Origin of the sequence: Shewanella atlantica, assembly GCF_003966265.1 — a bacterium.
Taxonomy (GTDB): Bacteria; Pseudomonadota; Gammaproteobacteria; order Enterobacterales; family Shewanellaceae; genus Shewanella; species Shewanella atlantica.
Genome location: NZ_RXNV01000023.1, coordinates 1 through 23,917, shown reverse-complemented (window position 1 = coordinate 23,917; position 23,917 = coordinate 1). Strand labels below are relative to the sequence as shown.

Here is a 23,917-nt window from a genome sequence, read left to right as displayed (position 1 = left end):
AGTAAACCTGTTTTTGACTGACTAAATCTGACGTTGTCACGGTTAGATCACGCCCGCTTTAACCATATCCAGCATGTTCAATGCACCGATCGGCTGCTGCAGTTCATCGATGACGATCAGGCCGTTAATGTCTTTCTCTTCCATCACTTTCAAGGCTTCGGCTGCCAAGATCCCATCACAAACAGTTACGCAGCCTCTGCTCATCACATCACTTATCGAGGTCTTCCTCAGGTTGACTTCGGCGTCGATCACTCTGCGTAGGTCGCCATCGGTAAAGATACCGACGAGTTTGTTATCATCATCGACAACGGCAGTCATGCCCAAGCCTTTCTTTGAAATCTCATACAGCGCATCTGTAATGCAGATATTATGGCTGACCAGAGGTAGTTCGGCTGCTTTATGCATAACATCGCTAACTTTAAGCAGTAATTTCCGGCCTAAGCTCCCGCCTGGGTGTGATAGTGCAAAGTCGTCCTTGGTGAATCCACGGGCTTGCAGCAGCGCGACGGCCAGTGCATCTCCCATGACTAAGGTGGCAGTGGTACTCGAGGTCGGTGCCAGTCCAAGAGGACAAGCCTCTTCCGGTACTTCGATACACAGGTGCACGATAGACAACTTGGCCATATTCGATTCGGGTTTACCGGTAACGGCGATAATTGGCAGCCCTATCCGTTTGATCACCGGCATCAGGGTGAGAATTTCACTGGCTTCACCTGAGTTTGAGATGGCCAAGATGATATCATTTTCACTCAGAACGCCAAGATCGCCGTGGCTGGCTTCACCGGGGTGAACGAAGAATGCGGGGGTGCCGGTACTGGCTAAGGTTGCCGAAATCTTATTGCCTATATGTCCGGATTTGCCCATCCCCATCACGATGACCTTGCCGGTACATTCGAGGATTAACCTGCACGCCGTAGCAAACTCTGCAGAATCTACATACTGGTATAGATTATCGAGAGCATTTCTTTCGATATCGATAACATTTCTGCCCCATTGGCGTAATTGAGTTTCATCTACCATTTTTATCTCTCTGTTGATTCGGCTTTATCACTCTCGGGATTAAGCGAGAAAAAGGACTAATTGGTACGCAATAAAAGTACAAAGTAACACAACGCCATGCCAAGGTTTCAATTGGCGGACGCGTCCACTGAGTAGAATGAGAACAGCTAGCGCGCTGCTGGTTGCTAGTACCATATAAAAATCTCGCGTGCTGGCAGCGGCATCAACCTCTCCGGGAGCGATAATGCCAGGCAATGCCAGTACTGCGAGGATATTGAATAAGTTTGAGCCTACGATGTTACCTATGGCCAAGTCGTCTTCTTTCTTGAGCACTCCTGCCACACAGGCTGCAAGTTCGGGTAAGCTGGTACCAATGGCGATAATTGTCAGGCCTATTACGAGATCTGAGAGGTGGTAGGCTTTTGCTATGCCCACGGCACCTTGTACCATCCAGTCGGCCGAAAGGGGCAATAAAACGATGCCGACGACCAACCAGAAAACTGCTTTATGTGTTGGAACCCCTTTAGGGATCTCGTCATCGGCTTCATCTTCAAGGGGATCATGATTTTTATTGGTTAATCCATGCCAGATAAGATAACCCATGAGGGTAAAAAACAGCCCCATCAGCATAAAGCCTTCTATTCGGGTGAGGAAGCCATCATGAAGGAAGTAGCCGACAATCACAGTTGCACCCAGCATCATAGGGATTTCACGCAGCAGGGTCTGTGAGCTGACTGAAATAGCACCCAATAGAGCCGTTATCCCTAAGATAAGCGTGATGTTGGCAATGTTTGAGCCCAGAACATTACCTATAGCGGTATCAGTCATGCCTTCCATTGAAGCGGTTGCTGCAACGAACATCTCTGGCGCAGAACTGCCCATCGCGACAATGGTTAGTCCTATTAGCATAGGGGGGAGCCCGAGGTTTCTTGCAAAGGCGGCCGCTCCATATACAAACTTGTCAGCACTCCAAACCAGGGCACCCAATCCAGCGATAAGCATGAAAATATTAAATAACATCAAATTACATTCTAGAGATAGTCTGACGCGCATTTTCGCCGGAAATGAGCAAAATTGAAAGTATTGAGGCAAGATAGTGTCGATTCAGTTGTACCGAATAGGTCAATTACGTACAATTTGCCTCTTTTCTTTCGCCTGAACAGTCGTCTTCTCACCCGTTGCATAAATGGAAGTGAAATGAATCACAAGGTACCAATCGAGCCGAAATCATTGGTTGAAGTCCGTAATTTGGATTTCAGTCGGGGTGAACATATCATTTTTGATGATATCAGCCTGTCTATTCCTAAAGGTAAGGTGACCGCTATCATGGGGCCCAGCGGAATAGGTAAAACGACCCTGTTGAAGCTAATGGGGGGGCAGCTGATACCTGACGCCGGACAAGTGTTGTTCGATGGCCAGGATGTGCATAGATGCAGCCGAGAGCAGCTGTTCAATATGCGTAAGCGGATGAGCATGCTGTTTCAAAGTGGCGCCCTTTTTACCGACATGAATGTGTTCGATAATGTGGCATTTGCGTTAAGAGAGCACTCAGGTTTATCTGAAAAAATCATCAGACGAATAGTGTTGATGAAGCTTGAAGCCGTGGGGCTGCGTGGGACTGCATCCATGATGCCCAGTGAACTTTCCGGAGGAATGCAGCGCAGAGCAGCACTTGCAAGAGCGATAGCCCTGGAACCTGAGATGGTGATGTATGATGAGCCTTTCGCCGGCCAAGATCCTGTCTCTATGGGGGTCTTGGTTAAACTGATCCGTGAGCTGTCCGATGCACTTCAGTTAACATCTGTGGTTATCTCTCACGATGTGCAAGAGGTATTGAGTATTGCCGATTATGTTTATGTGATGGCTGATAAGCGGATCATTGCTCACGGTACTCCACTAGAGTTGAAAAATGCTGACAATCCTCAATTGAAGCAGTTTATTGGCGGAGAGCCGGATGGTCCGGTTCCGTTCCATTTCCCTGCTGAGGACTATCAAAAGGAGTTAGTAGGTTAGCGATGATGGAGATAAATCGTATTTACTATTTAAGTGTCATTGCCTCATTCACGGGAGTGGTCAATGAATATGACTAATCAACTGGCGAGTCTTGGCAGACTTACCATAGATTTTGTTGTCGGTCTCGGGCGTGCAGGTTTAATGCTCTGGGGAGCGATAGCGCGTAAACCCAGAATCAAAGGCTTCCCGCTATTTGTCAGGCAGCTTTACATTGTCGGTGTTCAATCGATGGTGTTGATTTTTGTTTCGGGCCTCTTTATCGGCATGGTGTTAGCCCTTCAGGGTTATAACATCTTAGTCGGTTTTGGTACCGAAGAGAGTCTGGGTCCTATGGTGGCCTTAAGTCTCCTTCGAGAGTTGGGGCCTGTGGTGACGGCACTCTTGTTTGCCGGTCGTGCCGGCTCGGCGCTCACCGCAGAAATTGGCTTAATGAAGAGCACAGAGCAGTTGTCGAGTCTTGAGATGATGGCTATCGATCCTCTCAGACAGATTATTGCACCCAGATTTTGGGCCGGAGTGGTCAGCTTGCCTATGTTAGCCTTGATATTTACCGCCGTGGGCATCTATGGTGGGCATGTCGTAGGGGTTGAATGGAAAGGGATCGACAGCGGGAGTTTCTGGTCGATTCTTCAGGCATCCGTCGAGTGGCGCGAAGATATAGTTAACTGCATAATTAAGAGTCTGGTATTTGCCGTCGTCGTGACCTGGATTGCCTTGTATCGAGGTTACCGGGTGATCCCGAATCCGGAGGGTATCAGTAAGGCAACAACGCAAACCGTTGTTCAGTCTAGCTTGGCCGTATTGGCGCTGGACTTCTTGCTTACCGCGGTGATGTTTGGTCGTTAATGGATGAACATGAATTTCATTTTTTTGATATTCAAATGTAGAGTGGAAATGAGAGTATGTTAACTCGGAAAATTGAAGTTTTAGTAGGGCTCTTTCTTTTATCAGGATTTACCGCATTTTTGGTCTTAGTCTTTAATGTGGCTAATGTTGAAGTTAAGACGGGGAATAGTAGTTATACCCTCTATGCTAAGTTCAGCAACATTGGTGGTTTGAAAGTCCGTTCCCCGGTTAAAGTCGGTGGCGTAGTCGTGGGTCGAGTGAGTGCGATTACACTGGATACCTCTGAATTAGTGCCGATTGTCGAACTGTCGATGGATAAAGAGTTTAATCAGTTTCCTGAGACAAGTAGTCTGTCTATTTTGACCTCTGGATTACTCGGTGAGCAGTTTTTAGGCTTGACTCCTGGGTTTATGGATGAGGATATTGCCATGTTAGTCGATGGCGACCGTATTGATGATACTCATTCTGCACTCGTGCTGGAGGACCTGATCGGTCAGTTCCTGTATAGCACCTCTTCAAAGGATTAAGAAATGAGAATATATAATCACATTAATAAGTTAGTAGCTTCATTGTTACTGCTGGTTTTCAGTGCTTCGGCTCATTATGAAGACTCAGAAGTGAACACCATGGATCCCTATGATATGGTGGAGGCGGTGGCAAATAGGACTTTTGACAGATTTCATCATGATATTGACATAATTAAGACCAATCCTGACCACCTTAAGGTGATAGTCTCGGATGAGTTGATGCCTTATATCGATTATAAATATGCGTCCTATAAGGTCATGGGATCTTATTTAAAGAAGACAACTAAAGAGCAGAGAGAGCGCTTCGTTACCGCATTTCAGGGCTACTTAATCTCAACCTATGCGCAAGCGTTTACCGAGTACACAGATCAAAAGGTGAAATTTGCCCCTCCGGCTGACTTTACCCATGAAAATATGGTGAATGTGAATGTACAGGTCATCGAAGCGGGTCGCCCTCCGATTAAGCTGCAGTTCAGGGTGCGCCGTTTGAAAGATGATAGTTGGAAGGCGTTTGATCTTGTGGCTGAGGGGGTAAGCCTGCTTGCATCGAAAAGCTCAGAGATCTCAAACCTCATTCGTCAAAAAGGCATCGACACTGTGATCCTTGACCTGGAGCAACGCACTCAGGGGCATATTATTCGCGATCCGAAAGGGAAAAAGGTTTAAGTGGCAGAATTTGTTGAAGATGGCGTGGTGTGCAGAGTTAGTGGCCGCTTATCTCAAGTCGAAGTTGTGAAACTTTGGAGTAAGCGAGATACCTTAATGAGTAAAAGCGTTCAAGTTATTGACTTGTCAGCATTGTCCTACAGTGATAGTGCCGGGGTTGCTTTTCTCCTGGAGCTGCTAAGCCTGGCAAAGAGTGAAAGCAGAAAGCTTGTGCTGACCTCACCATCGATTCAATTATTAAAATTAATCGGCTTATATGATTTAGAACTCTTCTTCAGTGAAGAAGCATTACAAGGTAAATAGAACCATGGATTCCAACGAAACAGAGCAAGTTAACGAAGATACAGCGAAACTGAAAGAGCTAGAGCAGCTGTTATTAGATGCACTTTCATTAGATGAAGTTCATGTGACCCAAGCTGGTACCCACTATAAAATCGTTGCCGTCGGTGAGTGTTTCGATGGAATGGGACGAGTGAAGCAGCAGCAAACAATTTATGGACCGTTAATGGATCGTATCACCAGTGGTGAACTACATGCGCTAACGATCAATGCTTTCACGCCGACACAATGGAAGCGTGAAAAAGTATTTAACATGTAAGCTGAGAGCTAAAGTGGATAAATTAAAAATTGAGGCGAGCGAAGCGCTTGCCGGTAATGTTGTTATATCTGGTGCAAAGAATGCTGCATTGCCAATCTTGATGGCGGGCGTCTTAGCTGAAACCGATTTTGTTGTTAGTAATGTACCAAACCTACGAGACGTAAATACTAGTTGTGAGTTGCTTCGTTGCCTTGGTGCCGAGGTCAGTCGCAGTGATAACAGTGAGGTGCGTATCTCTACGACCTCGCTGGACCACTTCTGTGCGCCTTATGACTTGGTTAAAACCATGCGGGCGTCGATCCTTATATTAGGTCCTTTGCTTGCTCGATTTGGCACCGCCGATGTGTCATTGCCTGGTGGGTGCGCCATTGGTGCGCGCCCGGTCAACCTGCATCTGCATGGTTTAGAGCAGATGGGCGCTAAAATCGAAGTCGAAGAGGGCTACATTAAGGCTCGTGTCGATGGCCGTTTAAAAGGTGCGCATATCTTTATGGATATGATCAGTGTTGGCGCAACAGAAAACTTGTTGATGGCTGCCACACTTGCCGATGGTGAGACGATTATTGAAAATGCAGCCCGCGAGCCTGAAGTTATCGACTTAGCTAACTGCTTGATCGCCATGGGTGCAAAAATTGAAGGTGCCGGCACTGACTCGATTCGTATTCAAGGTGTTGAATCTTTGAATGGTTGTCATTACCGAGTCATGCCAGACAGAATCGAGACCGGAAGCTTCTTAATTGCTGCAGCGGTAACCCGTGGCAAGATTCGCTGTGTCGATGCTGACCCATCTACTCTCGAAGCCGTATTGGCTAAGCTTGAAGATGCCGGAGCGAACATTACAACGGGCAGTGACTGGATCGAGTTGGATATGCAAGGTAAGCGTCCAAAGGCCGTTAACATCAAAACGGTTCCCTACCCAGGTTTCCCGACAGATATGCAGGCACAGTTCTGTCTGTTAAATGTGTTAGCCGAAGGGACGTCGACCATAACCGAAACCATTTTTGAAAATCGATTTATGCACGTTCCTGAGCTGATCCGTATGGGGGCCAACATGGAGCTGGAGGGTAATACCTGCATCATTCAGGGAATTGAAAGGCTCAATGGTGCACAGGTGATGGCGACCGACCTCAGAGCATCCGCAAGCTTAGTCATTGCCGGACTCGTGGCCGATGGCACGACGATTGTTGATCGAATCTATCATCTGGACCGTGGCTATGAACATATTGAAGATAAGTTTAAAGGCTTAGGTGGCCATGTTGAGCGAACTCAATAATTAAGCCGCTATATTAGATATCAAGCCACCGGTGACCTCATCGGTGGCTTTTTTATTTGTGTCTATTTCTATGTTGAATGGCTTAGAAGTGCTGCCTTACTCTATTGTCTAATCATCTGAAATCAGCCTGTCAAAAATAATCCAGAGTCGATCACATTCTTATACCGATAGGAATGAGAGTACTATGAATGTTAGCTGTTTGTGGTAAGTTCAGACTATGCCAACATTTATTACTTTCAATATTTACCTATTCTACGGCCTGGTCTTTTTTTCAATAGGCTGTGTGGTCGTGTTTAGAAATTTCAAATACAGCCAACTTAAAATCGCCCCAACTCTCTGGGCGCTGGCACTATTTGGTTTCTCCCATGCTTTTCACGAATGGTCAGAGCTATACCTGCTGGAATTTAGCGATGATATTCCTGGCAAGTTTCATCTGATGGCGGAGTGGCTCAGACTCTTAAAACTGTTTCTCTCCTATAGCTTTTTGATGGTGTTTGCCTGGCTGTTGTTTGGGATTGGTTCCAAATGGGTCGCCAGAGTTGGACGCAGTGTCGTGATTGCGACGCTTCTGGCCTACTTAGGGACCGTTATCTACTTTTCTCACGCTATCTATCTTGCCGAAGATACGTTTCGGGAAGCTACGTTTTATACCCGGCTCTTCTTAGGGTTTGGCAGTGCCTTTCTGGCTGCAACCGGGATTGCTCTCTACGGCTATAAGCTGATGCAGGAGCAGCATAAATATGGCAGCTACTTTATCGCAACCGGTGTTGGCTTGCTCTGTTATGGGGTTATGTCGGGTTTAGTGCCTACGGATCTACACCACAGTATTCCCGTGTTTCGCACTCTGGCTGGCGCATTGATTCTGTTTGCTCTTTTTAAGGCATTAAAAGTGTTCGATATTGAGAAGGAGCTGGCAACCGAGGCGAAGCTTAAACGCGCAATCGAAGCCGATAAATATAAAGCGATTGGTCACCTGGCTATGGGGATGGCCCATGAGATCAATAACCCCTTGGCTTCATCGACCTTAGCCCTGGATATATTTCAGCGAAAATCTCCGGATTTGGATGAGCAGCAGCTCAAATATATAGAGCGTATCAGCTTGGGTATCGAGCGTGCCTCTGAGATCAGTAAAGAGTTACTCGCCTATGCGCGCCCTGCAAAGGGGAATACTTCACTCGTGCCTGTGAGTGAGGTGATTAGCGCCTCCATCCACCTCTTGTCCCATAAGCATCACAGCCATAGGATCAACATCGATTGCGAAGAAGATATCACCATGATGGGGCAGAAGGTGAAGCTGGAGGAGTTACTGATAAATTTACTAACCAATGCCATGGATGCTTCTCAGTCCGGTAGCGAGATTGCCATTACGGCCGGTGAGTGCGACAGGTATGTGAGGTTGACCGTCGAAGACTGGGGCGCAGGTATGGATTCAGAAAGCCTCTCAAGAGCAACCGAGCTGTTTTATTCGACCAAGCCGATAGGGCAGGGAACCGGACTTGGTCTGGCTATCTGTGAGCAGATTGTGGCACTTCACCGTGGAGTGTTAAATATTGCGAGTGAGCTGGGACAGGGAACAAAAATTGAGATGCACTTTCCTAAACCGGAATTTTTTGAAAAAGATCAGCTATAACTTCTGCCGTTTACTTTACCAAGTTTAAGATTGGCTTGGCAGGTTAACTCATATTTCTACCTGTTTGGTGGTCAGAACTGTATTGGCCTAATAACTTGCGTTCAGACAGGACGTTACCTTTGTAATTTGATATGGTTTTGTATCAGGTTTGTGTCGCTTTTTAAGGGAGTGGTGGATGACGCGAGTGTTAATTGCGGAGGATGATGAGGATCTTCGCACAAATATGGTCGATATTTTAGAGCTCGATGGCTTCGATGTGATTGCGGTGCCCAGCGCCGAGGAAGCCATTTTGGCTTGTAAAACCCACTCTTTCGATATCGCCTTAATGGATCTGGTTATGTCGGGGATGACGGGTGTAGAGGCCATCTCTAATCTGAGGCAGGAAAACCCCTTTATGGCCGTGGTGATTGTCACTGCCTATGCCACAGTAGATACAGCGGTGGATGCGATGAAGAAGGGGGCCGACAGTGTACTGACTAAGCCCTTTAAGAGTGCCGATCTTATTATGACGATACGGCGCAGTATCGCCGAGAAGCAGCTGCTGAAATCGAGTTCAGATATCGACTCAGATAGCGTCTATGCAGCATTAGCTAACCCACTGCGGCGTGAAACATTAAAGTCACTTGGTTGCCATAAAGAGTTGAAATTTATGGATCTGTGTCGTTTAGTTGGAGTAGAGGATCATACTAAATTTAATTTTCATCTGCGTCAGCTAAAGAAAGCCGGGCTCGTTATGCAAAACGAGAGGAAGATCTATATTTTGACAAATACAGGTCAATTTGTTTTACAACATCATAACTTATCTTGATTTTTATTTTTCAATATAAACAGCCATTTAAGTAAATTCTGATAACTATAGTTCACAACTTTAATCTGGTTGTGAACTCCCCTCATCTATCCCTTTATGGGTATTGCCTCAATACTGGATACATGTCCAAAGAGACATATTAATCGCCCTCCCTGCAATGTTGGCGATATCAAAAAAGCCAAGTGAGGATGAACTTATGAACGTACAAATTCCCTTTAAAAAACTAGCACTTGCCAGCATGATAACCATGTTAGTAGCTTGTGGTAGTGATAATGATAATGACGAAATTACACTACCGGTAAATAATGCTCCCGTTGTTGTTGGTGATACCGCTACGGTAACTGTCTCAGAAGTTGTGACCATAGATGTATTGGCCAACGATACCGACGCAGATGGTGATACCTTATCCATTGTATCCGTTGACTCTGATAGTGCCGTTATTAAAAGTGGAAAAATTGACTTCACAGCAGGTGCAACCGCCGGCGAAGTGAAGTTTAATTATACCATCACCGATGGTACCGATGAGGCGACAGGCGAAGTTACTGTGACGGTTGAAGCCCTGCCAGAGCCTGAAGTACTCGCATACGTTGGCTCAGCAGCTTGTGCTACGTGTCACAGTGGTAAGCATGAAACATTTTCTAAAACTGGTCACAACTTTAAGATTATTAAAAACCCAGGTAATGAGCAGCCTGCATTCCCATACACTCCGGAAGCAACGATTACTGGCGCTATCGATCTGCTGGTCGATTCAACACCAAATAATGATTTAGGTGCACCGACAAGTTATGACGAAGTCTCATATACAGTCGGTGGTTACGGTTGGAAAATGCGCTGGTTAGACAAAGATGGCTACATCGTCACAGGTAAGAATGTTCAATATAACATTCGTAATGCTGCCGGTGAGTTGAATATTCCTGATAATCACCCAGGTGATGCCGATGTTATGGGCGATTACAAGACTACCGAGTTCAATTATAAATATAGCTGTGGTAACTGTCATACAACGGGTTGGAAGCGCACTACTGATGTAGCTGGAGGGGATACTCGTAATCCAGACCGCCAAGATGGCCTTCCAGGCATGAATGGTACCTTTGCAGAGCAAGGCGTTCAGTGTGAATCTTGTCATGGTGCGGGTAGTTTCCACGTCAAAGCACCGTCAAAAGACAATATCACTAAGGTTGCAGTTGCACGTACTACCGATGATTTCTTAGCTGAAGATATGGCTTACGGTAAGGCTGTTACTTGTGCCGAATGTCATACTCGCGATGGTGAGAAAGATTATCCAACATTTGTCAGCCATTATAACGACGCGTTCCCTAGCGGCAGTAAAGTGGGTGGACGAATCATCTCCAGCAGCAGATTATCGAAGCATCACCAAACCGGCGATGAGATGTTAGGTGTTGTTCCGGAAGACCATGGCACTTACAAAGCGGGTGACGAAATTGGTCCTAAGAGTGACTGGACATGTACCACTTGTCATGATTCTCACAAGTCTACCTTGAATGCAGATAGCGCCGATGGCCTACACACCGGAGCAGTTAAAGCCTGTACAGATTGTCATAATGCGAGTGGTCTTGGTGAGAAAGAGTTTGCACAGAATACATGGGCAGCAGCCCCTCACAAGGCGGCAGAATGTACTGATTGTCATATGCCTAAACTCGCTAAGAGTGCTATTAAGACAGCGCCAAGACAAGGAGAATCAGGTGTGGTATTTGGTGATGTGAAGTCTCACTTGTTCACTATCGACCTGGACCCTGCAGCGAAGCAGTTTACCGAAGATGGTAAGTTCCAAATGCCTTGGGCAACCGCTGAGTTCACATGTGGTAACTGTCACACTGACTATAACGAAAGAGCTGTAGCACTACCTAAGATTCACCTGTAAGTCACTATAATTATAAGAGTCTGTTAATTTAGTCCCTTGCCCACCAAGCCACTCCAGCTCATCATTGGAGTGGCTTTTTTTATTACTTAAACTCCCCCCACAATTTAAAATTTAAGCTACGAGCTATGAGCTACGACATTCTCCATGTAGGGGCGGCTTTAGCCGCGAATGTTTAGGGCTACGAGCTATAGGCTATAAGCTAGGTACTAGGTACTAGAAACTCGCGCTCACCATGAAACTTTATGAATTATCTATCTGTCCTGACTCGGCTAGTCTATAGGAAAAGGGAGTTAACTATGAATATATGGCTAAGGCTGGGTGTGCTTGTTCTGCTGTTTTTGGCCGCCGTGGCTTGTTATATGGCTAGCTTCTCAGGAGGTGCAATGCTCTTCATGTTGTTAGGAGTGTTGTTTGAGCTCGCATTTTGGGTTGGGCTGTTAAAAACGATGGATCACAAACCTTAGCTTAAAAAATATAGCCATCTAGAAGGTAAAGGGTTGATTAGCCAAGTTTGAGGCTTTGAGAGTATAAGGGGGCTAAGGGGGAAAAGTGAAGAATAACGCTGCCACTCAAGTGGTGAATGGCAGCTCATCTGTTTAATTAATTACTGCTCATTTGCGGAGAGGTTCTCACCGATAGTGACAGGGACTTCGTAGTATTTTCCTTTACGGATAATCGTCATCGTTATTTGCTTACCCGGTGTCGTTTCGGCAATTCTATCCATCAGCATTTCAACGCCTGGTACGACTTCACCTTCATATTTGGTGATAACATCCCTTGGAGCGAGTTGTGCCTGAGCCGCAGGCCCCTGAGGGTCAACACCTGTGATCATCACTCCGGTTAGATCCGGAAGGTTTAATATCTGAGCCATTACAGAGCTGATGGGTTCACCCGTAATACCTAATGCACCACGTATAACACGACCATCTTTGATAAGTTTTCCCATGATGCTGTGAGCAAGTTTGATTGGAATCGCGAAATTGATGCCATGACCACCGCCTTCTCCGCCAACCTGAAATGCCGCTGTATTGATGCCAATAAGCTGACCGCTGGTATCGATTAATGCACCACCTGAATTGCCGGCATTAATAGCTGCATCGGTTTGCAGAAAATCGAGGTAGCCGGAACTCAAACCATTACGACCCGTCGCACTGATAATGCCCTGGGTGATGGTTTGCCCTAGGTTATAGGGGTTACCAATGGCTAACACTACATCACCAACAAGAGCCGGTACATCCAGGTTAATGGGGACGATAGGCAGGTTGCCCCCCTCTATTTTCAGTACGGCAAGGTCGGTTATGGAATCGGATCCTACGACTTCTGAGGTGAACTTGCGGCCATCTTGCAATGCGACGACTATCTCATCGGCTTGTTTGATTACATGATAGTTAGTGAGAATATAACCTTCATTACTCATTATCACCCCAGAGCCCAAGCCTTGAAGAGAACCTGAGTTGAGCGGCTGGTTACGGTTGACACTTAAGCTATATATATTGACGACGGCGGGGGCCGCCCGGCGCACAGCAGTAGAAAATGAAAGCTCAAAGCCGTTATCACCACGCTTCTGGAAAAAAAGGCTCGATGTGTCCTTGTTGGTCAGCAGTGGAGTCACAAACAGAAAGACAGCAGCCATTATCAGGCCAAAAATAACCGCCTTGCCGACATATAGGAGTGTGTCTTTGAGAGCCATATTAGGAAGATGCAGAGAAAATTTGAGCTAGATTAACATGAATATACCAATCCTACTAAATATGTGGTCTTTCAGCGGGAGTTCAAAGCACTGTAGGCTAGGCGGATGCTTGAAGCTAATAGTTATTCTCGGCAACAAGCTCCTGCGTTGCATTGACTTAAAAGGCCAAGTTCTACAACCAAGAGCAGCATTTCCTCACCAATGCGCCTTGAATTGAAAAGCCAGTTTCATACTGATTGACTAAGTGAATAGAGAAGTGAATAGAGAAGGGGAAGAGGAAAACCTCCCCCCACTCAGGTCACAACTATCTGAGTACCAGATAAAGGCTGCTTTTCCCGCGTTTAATCTTAAGCGCAACGGCACCTTGCTGATCTTTAAGTGTTGCCTTAAGTGATTTCAGATCGTCAATCGAAGAGCGATTTACTCCGACAATGACATCTCCTTTTTGTAACCCGCTGGCAGCGGCAGGAGAATTTTGAGCGATATCGGTTATCTCTACACCATCGTCGTTGTTTTCCAGTGTTGCTCCGGCAAGCATCGGGTGAACCGCACCGGCCGCAGCTTCAATTGTCTGACTCGCTTCACCTAAGATCGCGGTAACAGTTTCTTCATCTCCGTCCCGGATTAAGCCAAACTCTACTTTGGCCCCGGCTCCCATAGTGGCTACTTTAGCCCTGAGTTCCTGGAAGCTCTTAATCTTACGACCATTGACACTGGTGATGATGTCACCGGCCTTGATCCCTGCCTTATCGGCAGCACTATCTGTCATAACCTGATCGACAAATCCGCCATGTTGGGTATCCAGACCAAATCCTTGAGCGAGTTCATTGGTCAGGTCTCTGCCGGAAACACCCAGAACACCACGGCGGACTTCTCCATGCTCGATAATCTGATCGACTAAGTTATTGACCATATTGGCAGGTATTGCAAAGCCAATTCCTACATTGCCGCCTCCGGGGGCCACGATAGCGGTATTGATCCCGATAAGATCGCCATTGAGATTAACCAGTGCACCACCCGAGTTACCGCTGTTGATTGCGGCATCTGTTTGAATGAAGTTTTCAAGCATCTCGATACCCAATCCCGAGCGGCCCATAGCACTCACTATGCCTGATGTCACTGTCTGTCCCAAACCAAATGGGTTACCGATAGCGACAGCAAAGTCACCGACTCTAAGTTCATCAGAGTCTGCGCGTTTTACCGCAACCAGGTTTTTAGCTTTTATCTGTAGTAGTGCAATATCCGATTCAGCATCTGAGCCGATAAGTTTAGCTTCGATTTCACGTCCGTCATGAAGTCCGATAAGGATCTCATCGGCACCATCGATCACATGGTTATTGGTGACGATATAGCCTTTATTGGCGTCAATAATGACGCCGGAACCCAATCCACGAAAAGGCCTCTCCTGAACCCGCTCTTGAGGGGCATTGGGGCCGAAGAAATAGCGGAAGGCATCGGGGATTTTTTGCTTAGAAACATGAGTTCCCGTTACTGCGACGGCGACAACCGCTGGAGTTGTACGCTCTAACATAGGGGCAAGGCTAGGGACACTCTGTCCATCGACGGCCATAGGAATCGCAGCTTGGGATATTGCTGGCATCATAGTAAGCGAGGCAGTCAGGATGGCTGCAGAAAGTAAGCTAAATTTTGTTTTCATCTATTCATGGCTCCAATACCGGAAATGGATTTATGATCTCTTGAAGGTGAGTTGCAGCTTGAATGTCATTTCAAGAGATATTAAAGATCAATTGTTACTGATTCCGACCCTAAGCATAGGATGAAAGTTCATGATTATTAACAAAGGTTAATTATTTTGGTTTATGACGATGACATTGTCGATATCGAGTTGCTCTTCAGCCTGACTCGATTGCGTATCCAGGCTCTCCTTTGCTGTAAAGGTCGGCAGTGCCTTAGCCTTGCTTGCCGGGGCAAGAGTATTGGCCGCTTCATTCCACTGCTTGTTGACCCTGTTTAACTGCTCGGTCAGTTCGGCTAGTTGCTTATAGTGTCCTTCAAAATGATCGGTGACCTCTTGCTTATGTTGGCTTAACTCTAAACGAGTCTGCTCCAGTACCTTGTCTTTACTGGTTGATTCATTATTTCGCGCGACAATGGTTCTGCCTACATAGCCTAAGACGATGCCTAATACAAAAGTTGCAATGACTAATGGCCATTCCATATAACACTCCTCACTGTTCAGTCGTTGAACATTACTAATAAAACATTACTAATAAAACTTAGTACATTGGTGATTATCGGCATGATACCATATTAGTCACAGTGTATCGGTAGCATGCCACTCTGTGGCGGACTGAGCGAGTGAGGTCAGGGGATAGAACCTTCAAGAGAAACTCGAAGGTGAACCGGGCAAGACGTTTATCAGGTTTTTTTAATAAAAATAACGAGTCCCGCAATTTTATGCAGCCTCCTTGGGAGTTCTTTCATTGCGGGAGCGATTAACCACCTTGAACACTGTTACTTCTAACTGACTGAATCCGGCGTGTTGAAGTGAGTTATAGATAGCGGTGAACTCAGGGATAAAAGAGAATATTTTACGTGTCGGATCTAACTCCATGGCAACATTACCAGCAAGACCTAAGCCGAGATGATTTCTCCCACGATAGCGCACAGGAACAGGCCGTTAGAAGCTTACAGCGGGTATATGATGAGTTACAGCTTCTCAATGCTAAGCCCGGTATCTTTGGTAAGTTAACTTCTCTGTTGGGGACCAAACCGCAGACGGTGCAGGGACTCTATCTATGGGGAGGCGTCGGACGCGGTAAGACTTACCTGATGGACACCTTCTTTGACTCTTTGCCGGGTGATAAAAAATTACGGGCCCACTTTCACCGTTTCATGCATCAAATCCATATCGATCTCGATGGCTTGAAAGGACAGAGGGATCCTTTGTTGATCATTGCCAAGCAGATGTCTGAACAATATCAGGTTATCTGTTTCGATGAGTTCTTTGTCTCCGATATTACAGATGCCATGTTACTCGGCACTCTTTTTCAGGCTCTCTTCAAAGAGGGGGTCGCATTGGTCGCCACATCAAATATCATTCCCGACGATCTATACCGAAATGGTTTACAAAGAGCTCGGTTCCTGCCTGCAATTGCGTTAATCAATAAGCATTGTCAGATCCTCAACGTGGATTCAGGAATTGATTATCGTTTAAGGACACTCGAGCAGGCGGAGATCTATCATTTTCCACTCGATACCCAAGCCGATAAGAATCTACTCACCTATTTCGATAAGCTGGCTCCGGAATCTGAGGTATCTACTTCTGATATTGATGTGGACGGGAGAAATATTGCGATCAGGAAACAAGCTCAAGGAGTACTGCTTGCAAATTTCAGAGAACTCTGTGACGGCCCCAGAAGCCAAAGAGATTACATGGAGATAGCCTGTCTTTATCACACGGTGCTGCTCAGTGGCGTTGAACAGATGGGTGACAAGCAAACCGGAGATGATATCGCCCGTCGATTCTTAGCCATGGTGGATGAGTTTTATGAGCGCAATGTTAAGTTGATAATATCGGCCGAAGTGTCATTAGAGGCAATTTATAGTGAGGGACTGCTGGATTTCGAATTTAGGCGGTGCCGTTCAAGACTGACCGAGATGCAATCTCACGATTACCTGGCCTTAGAACATCTGCCGTAATCGGGCTTTTTACTCTCTTTTTGGCCTATTTAACGCTTATCGGGTGGATACACTGAGAAAGCTGATAAATTTAATAAAAATTAGGTGATTTTTAGCTCAGCTTTGACTATAATCCGCCACCTGCCCTCGTTACTCCATCGATATGATGGATATTGTAAAGCCTAATTCTTTGCTCGAAGGGGCGGGGAATGGCACTATTTGTGTTATTTACCAATAATGGTAATAACATGTGAGACAGAATTTTAACATTGGGTTTTTGTAAAATGAAGACTACTTTTACTGCTACACCAGAGACAGTCACTCGCGAGTGGTTTGTCGTCGACGCTGAAGGTAAAACTTTGGGTCGTATCGCTACTGAAATTGCATCACGTCTACGTGGTAAGCACAAGCCAGAGTATACGCCTCATGTCGATACCGGCGACTACATCATCGTTATTAACGCTGATAAAGTTACTGTTACTGGTAATAAAGCAAAAGGCAAAGTGTACTACTCGCATTCGGGTTTCATCGGTGGTATTAAGCAAATCACTTTTGAAAAGCTGCAAGACCATAAGCCTGAAATGATTATCGAGAAAGCAGTTAAGGGTATGTTACCTAAAGGTCCTTTAGGACGTGCCATGTTCCGTAAACTTAAAGTTTACGCTGGTACAGAACATAACCACGCTGCACAACAACCTCAAGTTCTTGATATCTAAACGGGATTAAGCTAATGGCTGCAACTCAGTACTACGGCACAGGCCGTCGCAAAACATCTACAGCTCGCGTATTCGCTAAAGCTGGTAGTGGCAACATCGTTGTCAACCAACTTCCACTAGATCAGTATTTTGGTCGTGAAACTGCTCGTATGGTTGTTCGTCAACCACTAGAGTTAGTTGAAATGACTGAAAAACTAGACATCTATGTAACTGTAAAGGGCGGTGGTATCACTGGCCAAGCAGGTGCAATCCGTCACGGTATTACCCGTGCACTGATGGAACTTGATGAAGCTCTACGTCCATCTCTACGCGCCGCTGGTTTCGTTACCCGTGATGCTCGTAAAGTTGAGCGTAAGAAAGTTGGTCTACGTAAAGCACGTCGTAAGCCACAGTTCTCAAAGCGTTAATATTTCGCTCTCGAGAATACAAAAAACCCAGCATTTGCTGGGTTTTTTATTGCCTGAAATTTAAAACTGCATCTCTTCTCTGTTTTTCTTTGCCTCTTTTGCTACTCTAGGTCTAGTCGATTGTTCTGGAGTGGAAACACATAATTATGTCTTTGCAGTTAATCATGATAGCGCTGGGAATCGTGCTTATTATTGAAGGGATCGGACCGCTTTTATTTCCCAATCGTTGGAGAGCATACCTGAAGGAAATTTCAAATCAAAATCAGCAACTTCTACAACGTTTGGGTGGTGGATTAGTAACCGCGGGTATCGTTTTGCTGATTATTTTTTCATAAAATACTTGCCTAAAGCCCCTATAGATCTGCTAAAATCCCGTTTTAACCACTACCGTGCAGCAAATAATGGGCAAAAACGTCGTAGTTCTCGGCACCCAATGGGGTGACGAAGGAAAGGGTAAGATAGTCGATCTACTTACCGAACAGGCAAAATATGTTGTTCGATACCAAGGTGGCCACAATGCGGGTCATACTTTAGTTATCGACGGCGACAAAACCGTTCTTCATCTTATTCCATCAGGGATCTTACGTGATAATGTAAAATGCATTATCGGTAACGGCGTGGTGCTGGCACCTGACGCTCTGATGACTGAGATCAACATGCTTAAAGAGCGCGGAGTTCCTGTAGAGGAGCGTCTGCTTATCTCTGAAGCGTGTCCACTCATCCTTCCATTCCATTGTGCTCTGGATGTTGCCCGTGAGAAAGCACGCGGTAACAATGCTATTGGTACAACCGGACGTGGTATCGGTCCTGCTTATGAAGACAAGGTTTCACGCCGTGGTCTTCGTGTTGGCGATCTGTTTGATGCAGAGCTATTCGCAGAAAAGCTAAAAGAAGTGATGGCTTATCACAACTTCATGCTGACTGAGTACTACAAGTGTGATGAAGTGTCTTACGAAAAGACATTGAAAGATGCACTTGCTATTGCCGATTACCTTAAGAGTATGTGTGTCGATGTGACTGAACTTTTAGATCAGGCACGTAAAGCCGGTGAGCCTATTCTGTTTGAAGGCGCACAGGGTACATTACTCGATATCGACCATGGTACTTATCCGTTTGTAACCTCATCAAACACGACTGCCGGTGGTGTTGCGACAGGTTCTGGATTTGGCCCGCGTCACCTGGACTATGTCTTAGGTATCATGAAGGCTTACACCACTCGTGTTGGTGCCGGTCCTTTCCCAACTGAGTTGGATGACGAAATTGGTGACTACTTAGGTACTAAGGGTCATGAATTTGGTGCTACTACCGGTCGTAAGCGTCGTCCGGGTTGGTTAGACGTCGTTGCGATGAAGCGCGCAGTACAGATCAACAGCGTAAGCGGTTTCTGCTTGACTAAGCTGGATGTTCTGGATGGTCTTAAAGAAGTTAAGATCTGTGTTGGTTACGAGTACCCGGATGGGACAGTAGCTACAGTAACTCCACTTGCAGCCGAAGGCTATGAGCAAGTTACACCTGTACTGGAAACTATGCCTGGTTGGAGCGAAAATACCTTTGGTGCGACTTCTGTAGAGCAACTGCCTCAAGCGGCATTGAACTACATCAAACGCCTCGAAGAGTTGTTAGAAACGCCAATCGATATTATCTCAACGGGTCCCGATAGAAACGAGACCATGATTCTGGTGAATCCGTTTAGTTAATATATAGAGGCCGCATAAGCGGCCTTTTTATTGGGCCTTAAATTCAGGTAGTTCTCAAGAAATGCGTTATACTGCCGATGAGATCAAGTACTGATGAGACAGAATATTTAATTTTTACTGTGAGTATCCTGTCTGATCACTACTTATGAATTTGTCGTTGAGAGAATCCATGTTGCGAGAAGTGCTAAAAGGTTCCATCGGAACCCTACTCAGATATCTATTGGTAGCCGTATTTTCGCTATCATCTATGCTGAGCTGGGCTGAAACGAAGGCGTTAGATATCTATAGTCAGGAGCAGCTCATTGAGTTGATTCGAACTAAGCAGTATCTCACCCGGGTGAAGGGTGATGATTGTCAATTAGTTCAGGATATTGAAGCCAGAGCAGAAGTGCTGAAACTGCCGCTCTATCAGTACTTATGGGCCGAGATGCTCAATTATGGCATTTGTGTGAAGGCGAACCCTCCCAGAGGTATCTCCCTGCTGCGTAATTCTGCAGAACAGGGTAGCGCCGAGGCGATGGTGAGAATTGCCGAGTATTACCATGACGGCAAGTTTGTGATCCAGGATAAAGAGCGTGCAATTCATTTTGTATTGCCCGCAGCAGCCAATGGCGACCTGCCTGCCCGTATGATGTTAGTCAGGTTGTTTGGTGAAGGCTATGGTAGTCCAAGAGACTATGAGATGGCTTATCACTGGCTATATAACGATGTATTTAGTGATGAGGCTACCAAAGAGAAAGCCTTAGAATTATTGAAGGTGCTCGCAGAGAAGATGCCGCCCAGCGCGATAGCTAGGGCAAAACAGGAGCACCTGAGATCCCGTAAATAGTACCAATTATAAATAACTAATTGGTGTGTTCCAGAATGTTCTGGACAAAAATTTGAGATATTGAATGATCAAAGATCCGCATTTGAAGCGTGAACAACAAAATTACGAAAACCCCATTCCTAGCCGCGAGTTCATTTTAGAGTACTTGCGATCCGAAAAATCACCTCTGAACCGTGAACGTATAGCGACAGCTCTGAAGCTCGAAGGAGAAGAACAGCTTGAAGCACTCAGGCGTCGTCTTCGTGCCATGGAGCGCGATGGTCAGTTAGTCTTTACCCGTGGTCAAGCCTATGGTTTACCAGAGAGAATGGACCTGTTAACAGGGACTATTATTGGGCATAAAGATGGTTTTGGATTCTTGAAGCTTGAAGAGGGCGGTGACGACCTCTTCATTAATAACCGTGACATGCAGATGTATTTTCACGGCGATAAGGTACTGGCACAAAAAGCTGGCGTCGATCGCAAAGGTCGCCGCGAAGCCCGAATCGTTCGTTTAGTCGAGCAGAGAACCGCTGCTCTAGTCGGCCGTTTTCATCTGGATTCAGGCATGGCTTTTGTTATCGCCGATGACAGAAGAATTACCCAAGAGATCCTGATCCCTGACGAAGACCGTAATGGTGCCCGTCAAGGTGATATTGTGGTGTTAGACCTCACTCGCCGACCTGGCCGCTATGTTAAAGCCGCAGGTAAAGTGACCGAAGTACTGGGTCAGCAGATGGCGCCGGGAATGGAGATTGAAATTGCCCTGCGCAACTACGATCTACCCCATACCTGGTCGGGTCTGATTGAGAAAAAACTGCGGGCTATTCCCGATGAAGTGACAGAGGCCGACAAAGAGGGAAGAGTCGATCTCAGAGGCTTGCCGCTGGTTACTATCGATGGCGAAGATGCTCGTGATTTCGATGACGCCGTATATGCCGAAAAGAAAAAGAGTGGTGGATGGCGTTTATGGGTTGCGATAGCCGATGTGAGTCACTATGTGCGTACAGAGTCTGCACTCGATAGAGAAGCACGTAGCCGAGGTAACTCAGTTTATTTCCCATCGCAAGTGATCCCTATGCTGCCTGAGAAGATCTCAAACGGGTTATGCTCTTTGATGCCTGAGGTCGATCGCCTGTGTATGGTCGCCGAGATGACTATCTCTGCTGCCGGTAAATTATCGGGTTACAAGTTCTACCCTGCCGTGATGCACTCTCATGCCCGTCTGACCTATACGCAAGTGGCGGATATGCTCGAAGGTGGAGAGGTGAGTGATAAGCTCAAGCCTATCTTCCCACATCTTCAGACGCTGCAGTCTCTGTATCTGACATTAGATGAGACCCGTGCAGACCGCGGTGCTATCGCATTTGAGACAACTGAGACCCAGTTCGTTTTCAACGATGATAGAAAGATTGACAGCATAGTGCCTCGTAATCGTAATCAGGCCCATAAGATCATCGAAGAATGCATGATCTTAGCCAACGTAGCCTCGGCTAAGTTTGTTAAAAAGCACAAAGGTGAAGTGCTTTATCGCGTCCATGAATCACCATCTGAGCAGAAGTTAACTAACTTCAAAGACTTCTTGAAAGAGCGTGGCTTAACCATGGAAGGCGGGCTTGAGCCTACGCCTAAAGATTATCAGGCCATCATGGAGAAGATTGCCGATAGACCCGATGCTGAGCTTATTCAGGTGATGTTGTTACGCTCTATGCGTCAGGCAACCTACACCCCGGATAATGAGGGCCACTTCGGTTTGGCCTTAGAGGCATACTCGCATTTCACTTCGCCTATTCGCCGCTACCCGGATCTGATACTGCATCGTGTCATCCGTTATCTGCTGGCAAAGGAGAAAGGTGAGGCGAAAGAGAAGTGGACGCCCTGTGGTGGTTACAACTATCAAATTGAAGAGCTAGATCTGCTAGGTGAAGAGTGTTCAACTACAGAACGCCGCGCGGATGAAGCGACCCGTGACGTGAGTGACTGGCTGAAATGTGAGTTCATGCAAGATCATGTGGGCGATACGTTTGAGGCTGTCATAGCCTCCGTGACCCATTTCGGCATGTTTGTCCGGTTAGATAAGTTGTTTATCGACGGTCTGGTTCATATCTCGAGTCTGGGCAGCGATTACTATCAATATGATAATATGCGTCAACGTCTGGTTGGTGAAGCCTCTGGCCAAGTCTATCAACTCGGCGATGCGGTAACTGTTAAGGTCGCCGGTGTTAATCTCGATGATCGTCAGATCGATCTGATGATGGCGGGTGAGGACGGTAAGTCTAAACGTCCAAGCCGTGGCAAGAAGCCGATGACAGCTCGTGAGAGAGTAAATGCCGAAGGCGCCAAAATGGCCAAGGGCGATAAGAGTGACAAACCTAAACGACGCGGTTCTCGCTCAAAGACCGGCAAGGCTAAAGCCTCTGGTGAAAAGAGCCTAGGTTCTGGTAAAGCGAGTACAAGTGGTGGAGCTAAGAAGTCCGGCACTAAAACAAAATCGGCGGCTAAGAAGTCGAAGGCTAAAAAGTCTTCAGCAAAAAAGAGCTCGGCCAAGCGTAAAGTCAAAGCAAGCAAGTAATAGAGACAGTAAAAGATGAAAAAACAAGATATCACCTTCGGAATTCACGCCGTTGAAGCGGTACTAAAGCATAGTCCGGAACGAGTGATCGAAATGTGGGTGCAGGCTGGCCGCGATGATCAAAGATTAACTAGGCTACTTCAGATGGCTGCTGAATACGGTGTTTCAGTGCAGACATCGGCGCGAAAAGTCCTTGATGAAAAGTCTGATAATGGACAACACCAAGGTGTACTGGCCCGCGTAAAAGCCGTCAAGCAGCTCAATGATAATGACCTGTTGGCACTGCTTGATAAGATAGAAGTTGAGAAGACAGAAACTCCTTTCTTGCTAATTTTAGATGGTGTTACCGATCCGCATAACCTGGGTGCTTGTCTGCGTAATGCCGATGCCGCTGGAGTACACGGTGTTATCGTTCCTCGTGATAACTCAGTAGGCTTAACGCCAACGGTGAGTAAAGTGGCATGTGGCGCGGCAGAAGTTGTGCCTCTGTTTCAGGTAACCAATCTAGCCCGTACCATGAAGAGCCTGCAAGATAAAGGTGTGTGGATTGTTGGCGCAGCGGGAGAAGCCGATAGCGACCTGTACAAGACAGATCTTAAGGGTTCCCTTGCTATCGCCATGGGCGCCGAAGATAAAGGTCTACGTCGTCTGACTCGTGAAGGTTGCGATTCGATTGCATCGATACCTATGTCTGGGTCTGTTTCGAGCCTGAACGTCTCAGTTGCCAGCGGTATCTGCTTGTTTGAGGCTGTACGCCAAAGGTTGAGCTAATCGCGAATTCGATTAGGTTAATTTTCTTTGGCTGGCCCGTTAGGTGTTAGCCAGAGTTATTGAATGCCGATGTGGTTTAGTCCTCATCGGCATTTTTGTATCTGTTATTTGGCATTTGATGGCGTGTTGTAATTTCTACCTTTATGGTTATCTATCACCTGCGGTGAGCGTATGTGCAGATACTTCTTCGGGACGCAGTGAAGCCATCCTTGGCCGCTTAACGAAAACATCCCTGTTTTCGATACCCTCATCCGCATCTTATGTGGACTCCCCTGTGTCAACAACAAACAGGCAATCTTGAAGAAATAAATGCGAACTTATGTACGAGCTCTCAATTGAGTAGCGAACTCAGGCTCTATGATATTTACGCGA

At 46.4% G+C, this 23,917-nt stretch carries 25 protein-coding genes; 19 read left to right on the top strand and 6 right to left on the bottom strand.

Features of this window, described 5'->3' with window-relative positions; genetic code table 11:
• Positions 1-42: 42 nt before the first annotated feature.
• Both EKG39_RS22300 and EKG39_RS22295 read right to left on the bottom strand, forming a co-directional pair.
• Positions 43-1,020 (bottom strand): KpsF/GutQ family sugar-phosphate isomerase, encoded by a 978-nt coding sequence (locus EKG39_RS22300; RefSeq protein WP_126508184.1) that lies wholly within the window; start codon positions 1,018-1,020, stop codon positions 43-45.
• A 39-nt stretch (positions 1,021-1,059) separates the two neighbouring features.
• A complete protein-coding gene (locus EKG39_RS22295; RefSeq protein WP_126508183.1) occupies positions 1,060-2,019 on the bottom strand; it encodes a calcium/sodium antiporter in 960 nt (319 codons plus the stop codon).
• A 177-nt stretch (positions 2,020-2,196) separates the two neighbouring features.
• Here EKG39_RS22295 and EKG39_RS22290 point away from each other — a divergent pair, with 177 nt between their 5' ends.
• The 11 genes from EKG39_RS22290 to EKG39_RS23495 all read left to right on the top strand — a co-directional run bounded on the left by EKG39_RS22290 (position 2,197) and on the right by EKG39_RS23495 (position 11,706).
• Entirely contained in the window at positions 2,197-3,012 is an 816-nt protein-coding gene (locus EKG39_RS22290) for an ATP-binding cassette domain-containing protein (protein WP_126508182.1), read from the top strand.
• Between the two features lie 63 nt (positions 3,013-3,075).
• Positions 3,076-3,858 (top strand): lipid asymmetry maintenance ABC transporter permease subunit MlaE, encoded by a 783-nt coding sequence (mlaE, locus tag EKG39_RS22285; RefSeq protein ID WP_126508181.1) that lies wholly within the window; start codon positions 3,076-3,078, stop codon positions 3,856-3,858.
• Positions 3,859-3,914: 56 nt separating this feature from the next.
• Entirely contained in the window at positions 3,915-4,385 is a 471-nt protein-coding gene (gene mlaD, locus EKG39_RS22280; RefSeq protein WP_126508180.1) for an outer membrane lipid asymmetry maintenance protein MlaD, read from the top strand.
• Between the two features lie 9 nt (positions 4,386-4,394).
• Positions 4,395-5,051 carry an MlaC/ttg2D family ABC transporter substrate-binding protein gene (locus EKG39_RS22275; protein WP_185817691.1) on the top strand — a complete coding sequence of 219 codons (657 nt, stop codon included), beginning with the start codon at positions 4,395-4,397 and terminating at the stop codon, positions 5,049-5,051.
• On the top strand, positions 5,052-5,354 hold the full coding sequence (locus EKG39_RS22270) for an STAS domain-containing protein (RefSeq protein WP_126508178.1): 303 nt from the start codon (positions 5,052-5,054) through the stop codon (positions 5,352-5,354).
• Positions 5,355-5,358: 4 nt separating this feature from the next.
• On the top strand, positions 5,359-5,649 hold the full coding sequence (locus EKG39_RS22265) for a BolA family protein (protein WP_126508177.1): 291 nt from the start codon (positions 5,359-5,361) through the stop codon (positions 5,647-5,649).
• Between the two features lie 13 nt (positions 5,650-5,662).
• Positions 5,663-6,922 (top strand): UDP-N-acetylglucosamine 1-carboxyvinyltransferase, encoded by a 1,260-nt coding sequence (gene murA / locus EKG39_RS22260; RefSeq protein ID WP_126508176.1) that lies wholly within the window; start codon positions 5,663-5,665, stop codon positions 6,920-6,922.
• A gap of 217 nt (positions 6,923-7,139) precedes the next feature.
• Positions 7,140-8,552 carry a sensor histidine kinase gene (locus tag EKG39_RS22255; protein ID WP_126508175.1) on the top strand — a complete coding sequence of 471 codons (1,413 nt, stop codon included), beginning with the start codon at positions 7,140-7,142 and terminating at the stop codon, positions 8,550-8,552.
• 175 nt (positions 8,553-8,727) lie between these two features.
• A complete protein-coding gene (locus tag EKG39_RS22250) occupies positions 8,728-9,360 on the top strand; it encodes a response regulator (RefSeq protein WP_126508174.1) in 633 nt (210 codons plus the stop codon).
• A gap of 196 nt (positions 9,361-9,556) precedes the next feature.
• Positions 9,557-11,242, top strand: a complete 1,686-nt coding sequence (locus tag EKG39_RS22245; protein ID WP_126508173.1) for an Ig-like domain-containing protein — start codon at positions 9,557-9,559, stop codon at positions 11,240-11,242.
• 296 nt (positions 11,243-11,538) lie between these two features.
• Positions 11,539-11,706, top strand: coding sequence for a hypothetical protein (locus EKG39_RS23495; protein ID WP_185817690.1), 168 nt, complete (start codon positions 11,539-11,541; stop codon positions 11,704-11,706).
• Between the two features lie 140 nt (positions 11,707-11,846).
• Here the strand turns inward: EKG39_RS23495 and degS are convergent, their stop codons facing one another.
• The 4 genes from degS to EKG39_RS23490 all read right to left on the bottom strand — a co-directional run bounded on the left by degS (position 11,847) and on the right by EKG39_RS23490 (position 15,507).
• On the bottom strand, positions 11,847-12,932 hold the full coding sequence (degS, locus tag EKG39_RS22240) for an outer membrane-stress sensor serine endopeptidase DegS (protein WP_126508172.1): 1,086 nt from the start codon (positions 12,930-12,932) through the stop codon (positions 11,847-11,849).
• A gap of 304 nt (positions 12,933-13,236) precedes the next feature.
• Complete coding sequence (gene degQ / locus EKG39_RS22235) at positions 13,237-14,589, bottom strand: Do family serine endopeptidase DegQ (RefSeq protein ID WP_126508171.1); 1,353 nt, start codon at positions 14,587-14,589, stop codon at positions 13,237-13,239.
• A 147-nt stretch (positions 14,590-14,736) separates the two neighbouring features.
• On the bottom strand, positions 14,737-15,111 hold the full coding sequence (locus EKG39_RS22230; RefSeq protein WP_126508170.1) for a ZapG family protein: 375 nt from the start codon (positions 15,109-15,111) through the stop codon (positions 14,737-14,739).
• Between the two features lie 237 nt (positions 15,112-15,348).
• A complete protein-coding gene (locus tag EKG39_RS23490) occupies positions 15,349-15,507 on the bottom strand; it encodes a hypothetical protein (protein ID WP_185817689.1) in 159 nt (52 codons plus the stop codon).
• On the opposite strand from EKG39_RS23490, the gene zapE reads away from it, so the two are divergent.
• From zapE to rlmB, 8 genes are all read left to right on the top strand, one after another.
• Positions 15,489-16,595, top strand: coding sequence for a cell division protein ZapE (gene zapE / locus EKG39_RS22225; protein ID WP_126508169.1), 1,107 nt, complete (start codon positions 15,489-15,491; stop codon positions 16,593-16,595). The genes EKG39_RS23490 and zapE overlap by 19 nt on opposite strands.
• Before the next feature lie 263 nt (positions 16,596-16,858).
• On the top strand, positions 16,859-17,290 hold the full coding sequence (gene rplM, locus EKG39_RS22220) for a 50S ribosomal protein L13 (RefSeq protein ID WP_126508168.1): 432 nt from the start codon (positions 16,859-16,861) through the stop codon (positions 17,288-17,290).
• Between the two features lie 14 nt (positions 17,291-17,304).
• Positions 17,305-17,697, top strand: a complete 393-nt coding sequence (rpsI, locus tag EKG39_RS22215) for a 30S ribosomal protein S9 (RefSeq protein WP_076415846.1) — start codon at positions 17,305-17,307, stop codon at positions 17,695-17,697.
• Between the two features lie 146 nt (positions 17,698-17,843).
• Positions 17,844-18,032, top strand: coding sequence for a DUF2065 domain-containing protein (locus tag EKG39_RS22210; protein ID WP_126508167.1), 189 nt, complete (start codon positions 17,844-17,846; stop codon positions 18,030-18,032).
• Positions 18,033-18,098: 66 nt separating this feature from the next.
• The gene (locus EKG39_RS22205) at positions 18,099-19,394 is read left to right on the top strand and encodes an adenylosuccinate synthase (protein WP_126508166.1); all 1,296 of its coding nucleotides are present in this window, start codon (positions 18,099-18,101) and stop codon (positions 19,392-19,394) included.
• 247 nt (positions 19,395-19,641) lie between these two features.
• Entirely contained in the window at positions 19,642-20,223 is a 582-nt protein-coding gene (locus EKG39_RS22200) for a tetratricopeptide repeat protein (RefSeq protein ID WP_425470196.1), read from the top strand.
• 64 nt (positions 20,224-20,287) lie between these two features.
• A complete protein-coding gene (gene rnr / locus EKG39_RS22195; RefSeq protein ID WP_126508164.1) occupies positions 20,288-22,774 on the top strand; it encodes a ribonuclease R in 2,487 nt (828 codons plus the stop codon).
• Between the two features lie 15 nt (positions 22,775-22,789).
• A complete protein-coding gene (gene rlmB, locus EKG39_RS22190; protein WP_126508163.1) occupies positions 22,790-23,545 on the top strand; it encodes a 23S rRNA (guanosine(2251)-2'-O)-methyltransferase RlmB in 756 nt (251 codons plus the stop codon).
• The last annotated feature ends 372 nt before the right edge of the window (positions 23,546-23,917 follow it).